The organism is Lelliottia nimipressuralis, assembly GCF_004402045.1.
Classification (GTDB): Bacteria; Pseudomonadota; Gammaproteobacteria; order Enterobacterales; family Enterobacteriaceae; genus Enterobacter; species Enterobacter chinensis.
Genome location: NZ_SOMG01000030.1, coordinates 1,070,949 through 1,087,812, shown reverse-complemented (window position 1 = coordinate 1,087,812; position 16,864 = coordinate 1,070,949). Strand labels below are relative to the sequence as shown.

Genomic DNA, 16,864 nt, shown 5'->3' with positions numbered 1-16,864 from the left:
GCGCGAACAGCCTTACAGCATGCGGATCTCTTTTGAGCGCAGGGTAATGCGAACCGGAACGGATTTATAAGACGGCGTTCCGCTGTCCTTATCCAGATAGTCGAGCGGTACCAGCACGTTGGCCTCCGGGTAGTAGGCGCCGACAGAGCCCGGGGCGATGCTGTACGCCACCACGGTGATGTCTTCCAGACGCTGAACGCTGCCGGGCAGGGCGGTTTCGATATCCACGCGGTCGCCGTGTTCCAGTCCTGACTGCGCCATATCGTCTTCGTTCATAAACAGCACGTCGCGGCGGCCAAACACGCCACGGTAGCGGTCGTCGAGGGCGTAAATGGTGGTGTTGTACTGGTCGTGGCTGCGCAGCGTGATCAGGCGCAGAACGTGTTCACCTTCGCCGCTGGCGTTCTCGTGAACACCGTCGAATACCGAGAACATCGCTTTTCCCGTCGCCGTTGGCCAGATACGTTGCGTTGGCGGCAGCGGCATCCGGAAGCCGCCGGGAACGCGGATCCGCGCATTGTAGTTCTCAAAGCCCGGGATGGTCTGCTCAATCAGATCTCGGATGCGGTCGTAATCCTCAACCAGCGTCATCCAGTCCACGCGGGTGGCTGGCAGGGTGGCTTTTGCCATGCCGGCGACGATAGCGGGTTCTGAACGGAGCAACGGTGAGGCAGGTTTCAGCTTGCCGGAGGAGGCATGCACCATCGACATAGAGTCTTCGACGGTGATGGACTGACGGCCGGTAGCCTGGATATCCAGTTCGGTACGGCCGAGACACGGAAATATAAAGGTCTCTTTGCCTACCAGCAGATGCGTGCGGTTCAGCTTAGTACCGACGTGGACGCTCAAATCCAGGTTACCCATCGCCGGAAAACCGCGTTCATGATCGGGCATCGCCACCGCAAAATTGCCGCCGAGGCAGATAAGCGCTTTCGCCCTGCCGTCGATCATCGCCTGCGTCGCCTGCACCGCGTCATGCCCGTGGTGAGACGGCGGCTCAAAGCCGAACACGTCCTTCAGACGGTTCAGGAAGGCCGGCGTGGGTTTCTCGCTAATCCCGACGGTGCGGTTCCCCTGCACGTTAGAATGACCGCGCAGCGGGCAGATTCCCGCGCCGGGCTTGCCGATATTGCCGCGCAGCAGCAGCACGTCAGCGATCAGCCGCACGTTTGCCGTGCCTTTATTGTGCTGGGTAATCCCCATCCCGTAGGTAATGATGGTGGCCTTCGATTTTGCATAGGCCTCGGCCACTTTCCCGAGCGCCTGCTGGCTCAGGCCCGACTCGTGCTCGATATCGTCCCAGCAGGTTTGCGCGATATCGGCGGCAAAATCCTCAAAGCCCTGGGTATGCTCTGCAATAAACGCGTGGTCAAGCACGTCACCGCGTTCAGCCTCCATCTCCAGGAGGTGTTTGGCAAGACCTTTCAGCGCGGCGGCATCGCCCCCGGCCTTCACCTGGAAATAGGTTGAGGCGATATCCGTGGAGCCGTAGGTCGCCATTTCAATCACGCTTTGCGGGTCAGCGAAGCGTTCCAGGGCGCGCTCGCGCAGCGGGTTAAAGACGATAATCGGCACATTGCGACGCGCCAGCTCATGAAGAGTACCCATCATGCGCGGATGGTTAGTGCCGGGGTTGTGGCCGATGGAGATCACCAGCTCGGTCTTGTCGAAGTCGTCCAGCGAGACGGTGCCTTTCCCGATGCCAATCGACCGCGGCAGACCGACGCTGGTGGCTTCATGACACATATTCGAGCAGTCCGGGAAATTATTGGTGCCGTATTCGCGGGCGAACAGCTGGAACAGATACGCCGCTTCGTTAGAGGCTCGCCCGGAGGTATAGAACTCAACCTGGTCCGGTTCGAGCCCGCGCAACACCTCGCCGATGCGTTGAAATGCCTCGTCCCATTCGACGGGCCTGAAGGTATCGCTGTCCCGGTCATAGCGCAGGGGATGCGTCAGCCGACCATAGCCTTCCAGTTCAAAGTCCGATTTTGCCAGCAGCGAGGAGACGCTGTTTTCCGCCAGAAACGCGGGGGTTACACGTTTGCTGGTTGCTTCCCAGGTCACCGCTTTGGCGCCATTCTCGCAGAACTGAAACGTCGATTTATGTTCTTTATCGGGCCACGCGCAGCCCGGGCAGTCAAAACCGTCAGGTTGATTGGTGCGCAACAGCGTCGCGGGGGCATCAAGGGTATCCATCTGGGTACGTACCGCAATGGCCGTGGCTTTTAACGCGCCCCAGCCTCCGGCAGGACCATCATAGTGTCTGATACCGGGCACTGAGCGTCTTTTATTGTTCATACCAACTCCTGATTCGTTCGGTCTTACGGCGACTAAGCCAATAAATCACTGAAGAAGACAATAAGCGAAAGCAATGACGGCCGGGTGTCTGTGCGCATACGGCACGGCAAAATGCCTTATCTTAAATTCTTTTTATTACAGTTAGTTATCATCTAAGTTGCATAAATATTTAAAGAAATTATAACGAAATTTTATCATTTGAATAATAAATCTTATCTATCATCCGGTAGGTGGGATAGATGGCGGCGAACGCAGGAGGATGTAGTACCAGTTAAACTTCGAATGAAGCTTACGATTGGTGAAAAAGACAATATTCGGACCTGGCAGGCGATCTGGCGCATTGGGCAACGCGAGAGTGACGGGAATGTTTACTCAGGCTTAATGATTAATGGATATAATTTATGTCTTAGTGGGTAATTATCACAACGTGAAATATAAAGTTATTTTGAGGCGTGAAATTAACGCCGTTCGGCATAAGTGAAATATTCCCATTTTGACGGTGAATTACGATGAATATTAAAGATACCCTGTTAGTGCAACAAATAATTCATCGTCGGTATATTCTTGTGGCATCACCAATACGCGAATTCTACTAATTATGGTAGTGGCGATAATAGCAGTATTGCGTTAATGAAAGTGGTTCTCTTTTGTGTTTTTAATTTATAAAACATGATGTTATGTCGTGTTGGGGTGGGGTAATAAAAGGGTGCAGGCTGTGTCGTATTTTTTTCTCAGATTAATCCTATAATTTTCCGACTGCTTCATTTACCATCAGTTACGTAGCGGTAAATATTGAATTGATACGAAGCTCATGTAAACTTGTTTACCGTTTGTCAAAATATGTCAGGAAGACACTGGGCCTTATTCTGAAGGGCTCGTGCGGTAGCTATGCCTTTAAAATAGTAACGCCCCGAAAATATCCTGGCTATTTTAACGATAGCACTTAAGTCAAACTTCATCCCCTTATCTCCATCATCGAAATATCGCTACGGAAAAGCATATGAAAATGCGCGTACTGTTTTCACTTCTGTTTGTAATGGCGGTGGCGGGCTGTAAAGCGCCGCAGAAACCTGTGATCAACGACGATACGATCGAGACCAGCCAGGTCAACGGCGTAACCTTAACCCACCGTCACGCTGTTACGCCGCCGACGGAGTTCACGCCGGTCAACGAGCCGTATCGTGCCATGTACCCAGCCTCCCTGATGAGCCGTCCTGACTTTGGCGGTAAAGTTATCCGCAACCTGGAGACTGGAAAAACATACGTGGTGCTGGGACAGGTTGAACACTACTGGATGGCGCTCGCCGATGAAGGTAACGATCAGCTGATTGGCTACGTCCCGATGCGCGCCGTTATTAAGGCCGATCAGTACGATGCCGCCGTGCGTAAACAGGCCATTCGTCCTAAGGCGCGTAAAAAAGCGACCTGTGTGGATGTCGATGGCAACAGCAAAGCCTGCAAAGACAGCGCTAACGGTACCTGGATCCTGAACTAAACGGCTTTCATGAGCGCATTTTTATGAATAATAAAAATTTTCATAAGCTGTGGTTATTCTTTTACGCGGTGGTTTTCGCCCTTGTCAGTGGTTGTACGTCGTCTTCACACAGCGACCCTTCCCGCTACAATCTGCAGTTTCAGGCTCATCCACAAATCAATGAATCTGCGCCGCTTAAGGTTCGGGTGCTGTTGCTGAAATCCGATGCGGATTTTATGTCCAGCGACTTCTACTCCCTGCAGAACAACGCGTCAGCCACGCTTGGCGCGAATCTGCTGAACAGCGATGTGTTCTTCCTGATGCCGGGACAGCTGTCGAAAACCCTCACCGGGCAAAGCTCTCCGGAGGCTCGCTACATCGGCGTGATGGCGGAATATCAGATGCTGGATGGCAAAAAATGGCGCGTTTCACTCCCTCTGCCTGTGCCTGGCGAAAATCATATCTATCAGTTCTGGAAATGGTCCGCAGATGAACTTCAGGCCAACGTCTTTCTCGACGTGAACGGCATTCGGGTCATCAGCCAGTAACGCGCTTCATAACAGGAAACACATCATCATGACCAAAGCAGAAAAGGTCGTCTGGACCGAAGGCATGTTCCTGCGTCCACACCATTTTCAGCGGACTGAAAGTTATCTGCTCAACCATGTTCGTGAATGGGGTGCGCTGCAGCGTTCCTATCTCTGGGGCTTTCTTGACGTTGAACTGGATGAAGCGATGCTTCGTCAGGGATGCATTGCCCTGAGCTACTGCAGCGGGTTGCTGCCCGACGGCACTTTTTTCCAGGTCCGTAACGGGCGCAACGGTCCTGTGCCGCTGAAAATTCCTGACAACCTCACCAATGAAAAGGTGGTGCTCGCACTGCCGGTTCGTCGTGGCGAGAGAGAAGAGGTGATTTTCAGCGAAGAGCCGGCCTCGCTGGCGCGCTTTATCGCGTTCGAGCAAGAGGTGGAAGACGATAACGCCATGTCGGTGGGGGATGCCACCGTCCAGTTTGGCCGTCTGCGTCTGACTCTGATGCTCGAAAAAGACCTCACAGCCGAATGGACCGCCATCGGCGTGGCGTTTGTGGCTGAGAAACGTAACGACAACCACGTGCGGCTCGATAACAGCTACATCCCGCCGATGCTGAATGCCAATAACAGCCCGCAGATCTACAGCATGATCAACGACCTGCACGGCTTACTGGTGCAGCGCAGCCAGCAGATTGGCGGCCGTCTGCGCCAGCCTGGCCGCTTTAACACCTCGGAAATGATTGAGTTTACGCTGCTGTCGCTGGTTAACCGTCATCTGGGCGAGGTGTCTCATTTAAAAACCCTCCCGCTGCTGCATCCGGAAACGCTCTGGCGCAGCTGGCTGCCGTTCGCCACCGAGCTCTCCACCTGGACGTCGCAACGTACCACCGAAAGCGTGCTGCCGATTTACGATCATGACGATCTGGCAAACTGCTTCAGCAAACTGATGCTGATGCTGCGCCAGGGACTGTCGCTGGTGATGGAAGACCACGCGATTCAGCTGCCGCTTAACGAGCGCTCTCACGGCCTGAATATCGCCACGGTGCCTGAAACGAGCATGGTGCGTGAGTTTGGTTTCGTGCTGGCGGTAAAAGCCAATGTGCCAGGCGAACACCTGCAAACGCATTTCCCGGCGCAGATGAAGGTCGCGCCGGTCTCGAAAATCCGCGATCTGGTTCAGCTTCAGCTGCCGGGCATTATGCTGCGCGCCATGCCGGTCGCACCGCCGCAGATCCCGTGGCATGCCGGCTACAGCTACTTTGAGCTCGAGAAGGGCAGCGAGCTGTGGCACGAGATGGATAAGTCCGGCGCATTCGCCCTGCATCTTGCAGGGGAGTTCCCGGGGCTGGATATGGAGTTTTGGGCCATCCGTAGCCCGACTGAATAATAAAGCGAGCGCTTAATATGCAGGAACGACAGGATACCGGCAGTGATGCCGCGTTTACCGGAGCCAGTAGCAACAATCAGCTGGTGGCGGCCGCCAATCCGCTGCTCAATGCGATCCCGCAGATTCGTCATTCGGTATCGCATGACGACCAGGTGGCGTTACGCCAGCGTCTGATCGATGAGATTCGCCGTTTTGAAGTCCGCTGCCAGCAGGCAGGGCTGCCTTACGAAGTGATCGTCGGGGCTCGTTACTGTCTGTGTACGGCGCTTGATGAAGCCGCCGCGCTCACCCCCTGGGGCAGCAGTGGCGTCTGGTCAAGCAATGGCCTGCTGGTCACGTTCCATAACGAAACCTGGGGCGGCGAGAAGTTTTTCCAGCTGCTGGCGCGCCTGTCGCAGAACCCGCGCGAACATATCCTCCTGCTGGAGATGATCAACTACTGTCTGCTGCTCGGCTTCGAAGGGCGCTATCGGGTGCTGGACAATGGCCGCACCCAGCTTGAAACCATCAAGCAGCGGCTGTGGCAGATGATCCGCGGCGTGCGCGGCAGCTATCCGCCGCCGCTCTCACCCCATCCGGAAGATCGTCCGGTGCTGCGCAAGCTCTGGCGGCCGATGGTTCCCCTGTGGGCCTGCGTGGCGCTGGCCGGGTTTATCGCCTGTCTCTTCTATATCGTGCTTAACTGGCGTCTCGGCGATAACACTAACCCGGTGCTGGCGAAGATTTACCAGTCTCAGCTGCCGGAAACCACTATTCAGCAGCCGGCTCGTCAGCTACCGGCGGTGCTGAACCTGCGGGGCTTCCTGAAACCGGAAATCGAAGCTGGCCTCGTCGCGGTGAAAGACGAAGCGGATCGCAGCGTCGTTATCCTGAAAGGCGACGGGCTGTTTGCGTCTGCCTCTACCGTCGTGCGCGACCGCTATGAGCCGGTGATCAACCGCATTGCGCAGGCGATGAATAACGTCAGCGGCAAAATTCTGGTGGTGGGCTACAGCGACAACGTGCCGATCCGCAGCGCGCGCTTTGCCTCTAACTACGAACTCTCTCTGGAACGTGCCCGCTCTGTACAGAAAATGCTGCAGGGAAGCCTCTCTCAGCCTGGCCGCGTGAAAGCGGAAGGGCGGGGCGAGATTAACCCGGTGGCGCCAAACACGACGCCAGAAAACCGCGCCCGTAACCGCCGTGTGGAAATTACTCTGCTGGTGTCGCCTGAAAATACGCAGGCCGAGCTGAACGGATTGCCGCAAGGAAACTAAGGATGCTGACTACACTTCTTTCCATTTTGACCAACCGCATTCTGTGGAGCTTCCTCGGCGTAACGGCGCTGGCGGCGGTGATCTGGATGATTGGTCCCCTGTTGTCCATCGTGGACACCCGGCCGCTTGAATCCGAACAGAACCGCATTATCAGCATCGCCGTGGTCTATCTGCTCTGGGCGCAGGGCCACATTCTGCCGCGGCTGTACAATGCCTGGCTGAACCGCAAGCTGATGGACAAGCTCAATGAGAACACCACCAGCCCGGAAGCGGCGGATCCGCAGAAGCGACTGAACAGCGAGGAGCAGATCCTCGCCAGCCGTTTTGATGAAGCCGCGCAAATGCTGAAAAAAGCGCACTTCAGCAAAGCGGGACAGGGTGCCCAGTGGACCCAGCGCTTCAGCACGCAATATCTCTATCAACTGCCGTGGTACGTGATTATCGGCGCGCCGGGATCGGGTAAAACCACGGCGCTGGTCAACTCCGGACTGCAGTTCCCGCTGGCGGATCGTTTCGGTAAGACCGCGCTGCGGGGCATCGGCGGCACGCGCAACTGCGACTGGTGGTTCACCAACGAGGCGGTGCTGCTGGACACGGCGGGTCGATACACCACGCAGGAGAGCGAGCAGGTACAGGACGCCGGCGAATGGCTGGAGTTCATGGGACTACTGCGTAAGTATCGCCGCCGCCAGCCGATCAACGGCGTCATCATCACCATAAGCATTTCTGACCTGCTTACCCAGTCTGCCGAGGCGTCCCGCCAGCAGGCGGTGAATCTGCGTCAGCGTCTGTCGGAGCTGCATGAACAGCTGGGTATCCGCTTCCCGGTGTACGTGATGGTGACCAAGGCCGACCTGCTTAAAGGCTTCCGCGCCTGGTTTGCAGACTACGACAAAGCGCAGCGCGACCAGATCTGGGGCTTTACGCTGCCGTGGGAGCAAACCAAACACGCCGACTACGACCTGATGGGCAACTTCCAGCAGGAGTTTTCGCTTTTACAGCAGCGCCTCGATGCCGGGCTGCCGGAAACCATGCTCAAAGAGCATGACGCGAAAACCCGTGCCGAAGCGTATCTCTTCCCCCAGGAGTTCGCCGCGCTGCGTCCGCTGCTGGCGGATTACCTGAGCACGGTCTTCGCCCGCTCCAACTTCGAAACCGAATTCTCCCCGCGTGGGATCTACTTCGCCAGCGGCACTCAGGAAGGCATGCCGTTCGACCGCGTGATGGGCGAACTGAACCGTGCGCTGTCGCTGCCGGAAGGGGCGGAGGCGGATCGCTGGGATTCGGTCAGCAAAGAGGCCCCTATCCCGGGGGCGAAAGGCCAGAGCTTCTTCATTAAGAACCTGCTGCAAAACGTTATTTTCCAGGAAGCGGGGATCGCCGGAGAAAACCGCTGGTGGGAACTGCGCAACCGGGCCGTGATCTGGTCCGGCTACGCGGCGCTGCTGGCTCTGCTGGTGATCCTGGGCGGTCTGTGGCTGACCAGCTATGCCAAAAACAAGGCCTATCTGGAAGAGGTGGATGCGAAGGTACCTCTGCTGGACCAGCAGAGTAAAGCGCTGCAGGGCCAGACCCAGCGCGACCTGTTCGATCTGCTGCCGCTGCTGAACGGTCTGGTTGACCTGCCGAAAAGCGACGCGTTTGACGTGAACGACCCGCCCGTTTCCCGCCGTATGGGGCTTTATCGTGGCGATGACGTCAGCGATGCATCCCAGTCTCTGTACCAGAAAGCACTGGATCAGATGCTGTTGCCCGCCGTCGCCATGCACATTACCACCTGGCTTCGCAACGACAACGGCAGCGATGTGGAGTACAGCTACGAAGCGCTGAAAGCCTATCAGATGCTGTATCAGCCGAAGCAATATGACGGCAAATTCCTGCACTCATGGGTGATGCTGAACCTGCAGCGTAACCTGCCGCAGAACGTTACGAAGGCGCAGCTGCAACAGCTTGAATGGCACCTGACTCAGTTGCTTGAGCCGAAAATTCAGGCCTCCCCGTACGCTCAGGATGAATCTCTGGTTGCGCGCGAAAGGGCGATGATCAACCAGCAGCCGCTCTCCACGCGCGTGTACGGTCGTCTCAAGCGCCTGCTGGAGCATGATGAAAACCTGAAGCCGGTCTCCCTTTCCGACCTCGGCGGACCGCAGAGCGAGCTGGTCTTTTCACGTAAAAGCGGCAAGCCGGTGAGCGAAGGCGTACCGGGCCTCTATACGCCGGACGGCTACTGGAAAAGTTTTAACGGCCAGATTGACAGCGTTACCACTGCGCTGCACGAGGACGACGCCTGGGTGCTGGGAGCCGCCACGGCGCAGGAAGATAAACAGCAAATTGATAACGCCGTGCGCCAGCTCTACATGCGCGACTTTATCGCTAACTGGGATCGCTTTCTCGCCGACATTCAGCTGAACAACAGCGCCGATCTTTCCCAGCGCATCAACACCGCGCGCCTGCTCTCGGGGGCAAACTCGCCGCTGCGCCGTCTGGTGCAGAACCTGAGCCAGGTGCTGAATCTGTCGCGCAATGCCCCAGTACCAGAGGATGCGGGTAAAGCGCAGGATCAGAGCAACCGTGCCACGCGTACGCTGGAAGCGCTGTTCAGTAACAATGACGCAGCCCCGACGCAGGCAGCCGTGGTTACGCAGGCACCGGAACAGCTGGTGACCGACCACTATGCGCCGATGATTGAGCTGGCGCAGCCGCTGGAGAAGGGCGGGAAGACCATCGTATTTGACGATTTTCTCAAGCAGGTGGACGAGCTTTATCGCTACCTGACCGCCGTACAGGACGCCGCCAACAGCGGCATGCCGGCGCCGGGCGGCGAGGCGATAAGCCGCCTGCAGGCCAGCGCCGGTCGTCTGCCGGGCGGGCTGCAAACCATGTTCAGCAATATGGCGGTGGGTGCCAGCAGCGATACCCAGCGCCGTGACCTGGAAAACGTGCGTAAGCGAATCAACGTTGAAGTGGGCGGGTTCTGTCGCCAGGCGATTGCCGGTCGCTACCCGCTGGTGCGCAGCGCCAGCACCGAGGTCACCCCTGACGATCTCGCGCGCATGTTTGCCCCTGGCACCGGTCTGATGGACGCCTTCTTCCGCGACAACCTGACCAATAAAGTGGATACCACGCAGGCAAACTGGCGCTTTATGCCGGGCATTGACGGTAAAACGCTGCCGGGAAGCGAAGGGCTGCTGAGACCGTTCCAGCAGGCCCAGTCCATTCGCGACGCCTTCTTTGCTAACGGCGCAACCACGCCGTCTTTCAAGGTGACGGTACGCACCGTGCGAATGGATAACACCATTCTGAACCTGACGCTGGACGTTGACGGCCAGCTGCTGCGCTACAGCCATGGCCCGCAGGCCGTGCAGATCATGAACTGGCCGGGGCCGGGCGGTACCAATCAGGTCCGTATGCAGCTGGGTCTGGCGAACGGCAGTACGGCGACGCTGGTAACGAACGGTGCCTGGGCACTGAACCGCTTTTTCGATAAAGCGAGCACCAGCCCGGGCGCGGGTAGCCTGAGCCGTCAGGCCACCTTCAACGTTGACGGACATCAGGTCACGCTGGAGTTTGCGCCAAACAGCATTCGCAACCCGTTCCAGCTTCCTCGTTTCTCATGCCCATAACCGCAAGGACAGCCGTATGACGAATACCCCTGCGATGAACCGCTACAGCTGGTATGGCAAATTACCCAGCGCCGGAGATTTTTTGCAGCGCCGCTTTCCTGACACCTTACAACGCCAGTGGTCCCACTGGTTCCAGGTCGGTCTGCTGGCCTGGCAGCAGGAAGAGCTGCGCAGCGGCGAGCGCCAGTTCCATAAAGCGCCAGTCTGGAACTATGTGGTACCGCCTATGCTGGGCAGCCAGATGATCCAGATGGGCTGTCTGCTGCCCGGTCGCGACAGCGTTGGCCGACAATATCCGGTTTGCCTGCAGCTGAGCTTCGCCCCGTCAGAGTGGTCGACTAACCTGCTCAGCCAGGCCGAAAGCTGGTATCAGCAGATTGGACGCCTGGGGCTGCATGCGGTGCGCAACAGTTTTTCCGCCTCGCAGCTGGACGAGATGCTGATGACCATTCCGGCACCGCAGCCTGTCGAGCCGCAAAAGCGTTCCGATATCCTTGATGTGATTGGTTATGACGAGGACGGCCAAAGCACGCTGGGCTGGCCTCAGGCGGCAGAATGTTTTGATCCGCTTCGTCAGACCAGCTACTGGTGGACCAACCGCTGCGACGGCTACCCGCTGTACACCCACGTTCACAGCGGTAACTTTACCGGGCAGCTTTTTACCCTGCTGTTCGATCCGGCAGGGGGCGCCCGCCCGGGTCGTCACGGTCTTTATCCGCCTATGTTTGAATAAGCAGGGATCTTATGAATATCGAAGAATTTCTCGCGCCAATCAGCCCCGACAAACCCTGCGGCGAAAACCTGGAGTACGACGCTGACTTCCAGATCATGAATCAGGCAGGCCAGGGAAAAGCGGAACAGCAGTTTGGCGACACCATCATCCCGGCAGAGCCGGCTGACTGGAACACGGTAGAAAAATACGCCACCAGCCTGCTGACCCGCACCAAAGATCTTCGCGTGCTGCTGGCGTTAACCCATGCCTGGACGCGCCGCCGCGGGCTGGCGGGCTACGCGGATGGATTACTGCTGGTGCAGGAGGCGATCGCACGCTACTGGGAGCCGCTCTATCCGCTGCTGGAAGAGTTTGGCGAGACCGATCCGTTCTACCGCATCAACGCCCTGGCAGGGCTGAGCGATAAGTCTGATCTCACCGTCGCCGTGCGTAACGCCTCGCTTCTGCGTTCAAACGGCGATGAAATTTCGCTCCGGGATGCCCAGGCGCTGCTGGACGGCAGTAAGACGGAATGCCCGGACTATCCCGGCGGCCGTCCACGGCTGATTGACGAACTGGCCCGCGGCGACCAGCCGGGAACCGCAGCGGTTATCGTCATTAACGAACGGCTGCTGGCGATTCGCGCTTTGCTCACCGGCTATCTCGGTGAAAGCGGGGTGCCGGAGATGGAGCAGCTACTGAAAACCGTAGGGCTGGTTGCCGACGCCTGTCAGGTGACCGACATCAGCAAGCTGCTGCCGAACCGTGACGCACAGGCTGAACAGCCTGCCGGGCCACAGCCGGTGGCCGCGCAGCCTGCTCAGCAGGTGACGGACTGGCGCAGCGTGCAGGTCACCAGCCGCGCCGATGCGCAGCTGATGCTGGAAAAAGCGAAGCAGTATTTTGCACAGTACGAACCGAGCCACCCCGCACCGCTGATGATTGAACGGGTGCAGCGGCTGTCAGAACTTAACTTTATGGACATTATTCGCGACCTGGCGCCAGACGGCGTTAACCAACTGGAAAACATCTTTGGACGCCGCGAATAACGCGTCCAGGCATTATGACGACAGGCATGGAGCCTGCCGTTTCACCTTCACCGCGCATCTTTGATGGAGAACATCATGGCAATGAGTAACAGTGGGCAGAAATTCATCGCACGTAACCGTGCCCCCCGCGTGCAGATCGAGTACGACGTAGAGATCTACGGTGCAGAACGTAAAATTCAGCTGCCGTTCGTGATGGGCGTCATGGCCGATCTGGTCGGCAAACCGGTGGAAAATCTGCCGGCCGTCGACGAGCGTAAGTTCCTCGAAATCGACATCGACAACTTTGACGAACGCATGAAGGCGCTGAAGCCGCGCGTGGCGTTCCAGGTGGATAACACCCTGACCGGCGAAGGCAAGCTCAACGTCGATCTGACCTTCGACAGCATGGACGACTTCCTGCCGGATGCGGTGGCCCGCAAGGTTGAGCCGCTGAACAAGCTGCTGGAAGCGCGTACTCAACTCTCCAACCTGCTGACCTACATGGACGGCAAAAACGGTGCGGAAGAGCTGATCGCTAAAATTCTGCAGGATCCGACGCTGCTCAAATCCCTGAGCCAGTTGCCGAAAAATGACGAAAGCGCGAAAGGTAGCGAGGAATAATCGATGAGCAACCAGACTCAACAACATGAGCAGCAGGCGGGTCAGGCGTTCAGCCAGGATGAATTCAGCGCGCTGCTGAACAAAGAGTTCCGCCCGAAAACTGACCAGGCGCGTTCCGCCGTAGAAAGCGCGGTTAAAACTCTGGCGCAGCAGGCGCTGGAAAATACCGTCACCTTCTCAAACGATACCTACCGTACCATTCAGAACCTGATTGCGGGTATCGATGAGCAGCTGTCGCAGCAGGTAAACCAGATTATTCACCACGACGAGTTTCAAAAGCTGGAGAGCGCCTGGCGCGGTCTGAGCTACCTGGTGAACAACACTGAAACCGACGAGATGCTGAAGATCCGCTTTATGAGCATCTCCAAGCAGGAGCTGGGCCGTACCCTGAAACGCTACAAGGGCGTGGGCTGGGACCAGAGCCCGATCTTCAAGAAAATCTACGAGCAGGAGTACGGTCAGTTTGGTGGCGAGCCGTTTGGCTGCATCGTCGGCGACTACTACTTCGACCACAGCCCGCAGGACGTTGAGCTGCTGGGTGAAATGGCGCGCATCGGTTCTGCGGCGCACTGTCCGTTTATCACCGGTACCGCACCGGGCGTGATGCAGATGGAGTCCTGGCAGGAGCTGGCCAACCCGCGCGACCTGACCAAAATCTTCCAGAACACCGAATACGCCGCCTGGCGTTCACTGCGTGAATCTGAAGATGCCCGCTATCTGGGTCTGGTGATGCCGCGCTTCCTGTCGCGTCTGCCGTACGGCATTCGCACCAACCCGGTCGACAGCTTTGACTTTGAAGAGCAGACCGACGGCGCAAACCACAACAGCTACTCGTGGGCGAACGCCGCCTATGCGATGGCTGCCAACATCAACCGCTCCTTCAAAGAGTACGGCTGGTGCACCTCGATTCGTGGCGTCGAGTCCGGCGGGGCGGTAGAAAACCTGCCGTGTCACACATTCCCGAGCGATGACGGCGGCGTGGACATGAAATGCCCGACCGAGATCGCCATCAGCGACCGTCGTGAGGCCGAGCTGGCGAAAAACGGCTTTATGCCGCTGGTTCACCGCAAAAACTCTGACTTTGCTGCCTTCATCGGCGCGCAGTCTCTGCAAAAACCGGCGGAGTACCACGACCCGGATGCGACCGCTAACGCGCGCCTGGCCTCCCGTCTGCCGTACCTGTTCGCCTGCTGCCGTTTTGCGCACTACCTGAAGTGCATCGTGCGCGACAAAATCGGCTCCTTCCGCGAGCGTGAAGAAATGGAGCGCTGGCTGAACGACTGGGTCATGAACTACGTGGACGGTGACCCGGCTAACTCCTCTCAGGAAACTAAGTCCCGCAAACCGCTGGCGGCTGCGGAAGTGCAGGTGCAGGAGATTGAAGACAACCCGGGCTACTACGCCGCGAAGTTCTTCCTGCGTCCACACTACCAGCTGGAAGGCCTGACCGTTTCCCTGCGTCTGGTTTCTAAACTGCCGTCGCTGAAGACGAAAGACGCGTAATGAAGGTGGCCGGCCCATTGGGGCCGGCGGCCTTACTGTGAATACGAGATAGCTAATGAATTTACCTGTGAAAGCGATAACAAGAAAATTCATCAGCTATTTAACGATTTATACGTTGTTAATTATTTCATTCATGCTGTGTGTGACGGTATCCGGCTACTATCTGTTTATCTTTGACTGGCCGGAAGATATACCCCGGATCGCAATGCATGGGTTCTTATGTGCTGGACTTAATGCATTAGCGATAGGGATATACGTTGTCGCAGAGAAATGGAAAGAGAAAAGTTAGTGCCTCACGCTGGCAGATGCGCTACTGAGCATATGGCAAAGGATATAAGGTGAAACGTTTCTGTTTTTTCCTCGCATTTATGACTTTTTACGTGTGTGCCGGAAATAACTATCCTGATTTTTATCATCAGCAAACATATCGGCAGGTTTTAAAAGATTTAGTTCTGGCGCGCTGTCTTGCGCAGGTGGCAGATAAAGGCAGCCAATTTTCTGCTGATGCGGCCCGTAGTGCGAGTGCATTCATTGAGTGGATACCTTTTGATGCCGAAAATGGCACTGATAAAGTGAATGCCCTCATTGCGAAATATAAAAATCAAATTAACGGTTTTCATTCAGAGCGAAAACCCGATGTCAAAGGCGTAACCTTAAACTGTTTACGTCTTTATCATAGCGACGAACTGAATAAACTGGTTCCGCAGGTCATCATTGGCGATCCTGAACGTACCTGGATTCAGGATAACCCGGAGTAGTAAAAGACTTCACATTCTTTCCGTTCATTCAGGGGGAATGTAAGACTGTCAAATGACACGGGTCATTTGATATGAGGCAGAGGTAAAATATGGACGGTTTTATTCAGCCCCATGCTTTCCTGTTTGCCATATAAGTGCTTTTTCGAAAGCAATATTGTTCATCCACGAAGAGTAGATATTATGGCTATTGATATGTTTCTGAAGGTCGAGGGTGTTACTGGCGAATCTAAAGATTCTAACCACACCGGCTGGACTGATATTACCTCCTTCTCCTGGGGCGCTTCCCAGCCAGGTAATATGAGCGTTGGCGGTGGCGGCGGTGCCGGTAAAGTTAACTTTAACGATCTGCACGTTAACGCCCTGATCGACAAATCCACTACAGCAATCCTGAAGCACTGCGCCAGCGGTAAACACCTGACCAAAGTTGAGCTGTCCGTCTGTAAAGCCGGTGGCCAGCAGGTGGAATATACCCGCATCACGCTGGAAGATGTGCTGGTCACTTCTGTTCAGTACACCGGTGCAGACAACGGCGATACCGTTGGTGTGACCTATGCATTCCAGGCTGCGAAAGTGAAACAGCAGTACTGGGAGCAGACCACTGCCGGTGGTAAAGGTGCTGAAAGCAGCGCTGGCTGGAACATCAAAGAGAACAAAGAAGCGTAATTGCGCATGTGGCCGGGGAATTTTCCCCGGCCCTTATCAACCGGGAAGGAAGATAGCATGGCAAGTTTGCAGGAAGGAGGCGCCCGTCCTCTCACCATTGGCGAAATAGCACTGGCGCGCTCGGTTTTTGGTGACGCAATAAAGTATTCTGAAGTTAAAGTCCATAATAAAAGCTATTTGCCATTTAATATGCAGTCCACAGATGTCGCGATGACCCCCAATGGTGAGCTCTATTTTCGCGAGCCGCATTATCGGGATGACTTCTCGATAGAGGTTCCACGATATAAACACTGGTTTATTCACGAGATGGTGCATGTGTTGCAGCATCAGATTGGAATGAATGTTCGAACCCGAGGAGCATTCAGTTGGGCAGCAAGTTATAACTATTCTCTGCCCTCCGATAAAAAGCTATCGGACTTTGGTATGGAGCAGCAGGCTTCTATCATTTCAGATTTTTATTATCTGATAAATTACGGCTTGGGTGATTTCCGAAATATTGCAGGGTTTGAGGGAATTATTGGACCAGATCTGAAGGAAAAATACCTGCAGGTATTATCGTTGTTTATTCAAAATCCTAAAGACCGACGGGTATGGTTATGAAACAGTTACTCAGTGTTGTGGCAATCGCATTAACGGTGAGCGCCTGTGTATCTTATCCGGCACAATATCAGCCGCTTTCGGTTACGCTAAAGAACAACGAACCCTGCTTTGCTATTCCCGCTAAAGCCGGGTTAGACGCGCCTATCACCAGTCATTCACCCACCATAATGAAACGCGCGGGAAATGAATGGAAAGCGATATCGCCGCCGTCAACGTTTAGCCCTGAGGTGACGTTAACGACCCAACAATGTCATCAGTGGACGGGGATTACGTGGCAAGCGGGAGAATATGATGTTGCTCTGAAAGTGTCAGGGAAAAACGATTCTATTCGCTATGCGGCCCGTTTCACCTTACAAGAAGGCCCCTCAGGCCAGTTTAAGCTTACGCAGACTGAATAGAATATGT

General features: G+C 56.0%; 14 protein-coding genes. 13 read left to right on the top strand and 1 reads right to left on the bottom strand.

The features are described from left to right. Positions 1-12 precede the first annotated feature (12 nt). On the bottom strand, positions 13-2,301 hold the full coding sequence (locus tag E3U32_RS22785) for an FdhF/YdeP family oxidoreductase (protein WP_134350620.1): 2,289 nt from the start codon (positions 2,299-2,301) through the stop codon (positions 13-15). Between the two features lie 1,000 nt (positions 2,302-3,301). Between E3U32_RS22785 and E3U32_RS22780 the strand changes: the two genes are divergently transcribed. From E3U32_RS22780 to E3U32_RS22720, 13 genes are all read left to right on the top strand, one after another. Beyond that, complete coding sequence (locus E3U32_RS22780; RefSeq protein WP_032647696.1) at positions 3,302-3,796, top strand: hypothetical protein; 495 nt, start codon at positions 3,302-3,304, stop codon at positions 3,794-3,796. 23 nt (positions 3,797-3,819) lie between these two features. Further along, entirely contained in the window at positions 3,820-4,323 is a 504-nt protein-coding gene (gene tssJ, locus E3U32_RS22775) for a type VI secretion system lipoprotein TssJ (RefSeq protein ID WP_134350619.1), read from the top strand. Positions 4,324-4,351: 28 nt separating this feature from the next. Further along, a complete protein-coding gene (tssK, locus tag E3U32_RS22770) occupies positions 4,352-5,695 on the top strand; it encodes a type VI secretion system baseplate subunit TssK (RefSeq protein ID WP_134350618.1) in 1,344 nt (447 codons plus the stop codon). Between the two features lie 17 nt (positions 5,696-5,712). Then, positions 5,713-6,951, top strand: coding sequence for a DotU family type VI secretion system protein (locus tag E3U32_RS22765; protein ID WP_033145801.1), 1,239 nt, complete (start codon positions 5,713-5,715; stop codon positions 6,949-6,951). 2 nt (positions 6,952-6,953) lie between these two features. Then, positions 6,954-10,574, top strand: a complete 3,621-nt coding sequence (gene tssM, locus E3U32_RS22760; RefSeq protein WP_134350617.1) for a type VI secretion system membrane subunit TssM — start codon at positions 6,954-6,956, stop codon at positions 10,572-10,574. A 16-nt stretch (positions 10,575-10,590) separates the two neighbouring features. Further along, positions 10,591-11,307: a type VI secretion system-associated protein TagF gene (gene tagF / locus E3U32_RS22755; RefSeq protein WP_134350616.1), complete on the top strand. Its 717-nt coding sequence runs from the start codon at positions 10,591-10,593 to the stop codon at positions 11,305-11,307. An 11-nt stretch (positions 11,308-11,318) separates the two neighbouring features. After that, entirely contained in the window at positions 11,319-12,335 is a 1,017-nt protein-coding gene (gene tssA, locus E3U32_RS22750; RefSeq protein WP_134350615.1) for a type VI secretion system protein TssA, read from the top strand. Positions 12,336-12,410: 75 nt separating this feature from the next. After that, positions 12,411-12,935 carry a type VI secretion system contractile sheath small subunit gene (gene tssB / locus E3U32_RS22745; RefSeq protein ID WP_008502644.1) on the top strand — a complete coding sequence of 175 codons (525 nt, stop codon included), beginning with the start codon at positions 12,411-12,413 and terminating at the stop codon, positions 12,933-12,935. Between the two features lie 3 nt (positions 12,936-12,938). Beyond that, positions 12,939-14,438, top strand: a complete 1,500-nt coding sequence (tssC, locus tag E3U32_RS22740; protein WP_028018712.1) for a type VI secretion system contractile sheath large subunit — start codon at positions 12,939-12,941, stop codon at positions 14,436-14,438. A gap of 368 nt (positions 14,439-14,806) precedes the next feature. Continuing rightward, the gene (locus E3U32_RS22735) at positions 14,807-15,196 is read left to right on the top strand and encodes a T6SS amidase immunity protein Tai4 family protein (RefSeq protein WP_134350791.1); all 390 of its coding nucleotides are present in this window, start codon (positions 14,807-14,809) and stop codon (positions 15,194-15,196) included. Positions 15,197-15,376: 180 nt separating this feature from the next. Then, the gene (locus E3U32_RS22730; RefSeq protein WP_014884229.1) at positions 15,377-15,859 is read left to right on the top strand and encodes an Hcp family type VI secretion system effector; all 483 of its coding nucleotides are present in this window, start codon (positions 15,377-15,379) and stop codon (positions 15,857-15,859) included. A 57-nt stretch (positions 15,860-15,916) separates the two neighbouring features. Then, entirely contained in the window at positions 15,917-16,459 is a 543-nt protein-coding gene (locus E3U32_RS22725; protein ID WP_134350614.1) for a hypothetical protein, read from the top strand. Further along, the gene (locus E3U32_RS22720) at positions 16,450-16,857 is read left to right on the top strand and encodes a putative T6SS immunity periplasmic lipoprotein (protein ID WP_134350613.1); all 408 of its coding nucleotides are present in this window, start codon (positions 16,450-16,452) and stop codon (positions 16,855-16,857) included. The genes E3U32_RS22725 and E3U32_RS22720 overlap by 10 nt, the downstream gene beginning before the upstream one ends. Positions 16,858-16,864 lie beyond the last annotated feature (7 nt).